The organism is Herbiconiux daphne (genome assembly GCF_024979295.1).
GTDB classification, from domain to species: Bacteria; Actinomycetota; Actinomycetes; order Actinomycetales; family Microbacteriaceae; genus Herbiconiux; species Herbiconiux daphnes.
The window spans coordinates 1-545 of sequence record NZ_JANLCJ010000718.1 but is presented as its reverse complement, the minus strand read 5'-3'; the positions used below and the strand labels follow the sequence as shown (position 1 = coordinate 545).

Here is a 545-nt window from a genome sequence, read left to right as displayed (position 1 = left end):
CAGCAGCAGCTTTAGCGGCATCAGCAGCAGCCTTGTCACGTGCTTCTTGATCTGCTTTGTCCTTAGCAGCTTTGTCGGCAGCAGCTTTATTAGCAGCATCCTGACGTGCTTTAGCAGCATCTGCATCACGTTGTCTTTGAGCAGCAGCTTCTGCATCTCTCTGACGTTGTGCAGCTTCATCTCGCTGTCTTTGTTCAGCAGCGGCTCTGTCACGAGCAGCCTGTTCATCACGAGCTTGTTGTTCTCTACGCTGACGTTCTTGTTCATCACGTTGGCGCTGTTGCTCCTGAGCAATACGAGCATTTTCAGCATCACGAGCTTGTTGCTGTCTCTGTTGTTCAGCTTGTTGTGCAGCCTGAGCTGCTTGTTGTTCCTGTTGCTGACGTTGTGGTAGGGCTGCATCAAGAATAGCGAGTTTCTGACGCATTGCAGCAGCACGAGAACCACTCTGACCACGAACATAGTTGCCTGCATTAATCAGTGCAATAATCTGTTGTGAATTTAGTTGATTGACGTTACTTGAATTGACCTCAGTTAAGTCGGAG

1 protein-coding gene is annotated in these 545 nt (G+C 49.2%); it reads right to left on the bottom strand.

Going from position 1 to position 545, the window contains the following annotated elements:
* Positions 1–545 (bottom strand): hypothetical protein (locus tag N1032_RS27325; RefSeq protein ID WP_259543847.1); only part of this gene is annotated, 545 nt, incomplete at both ends.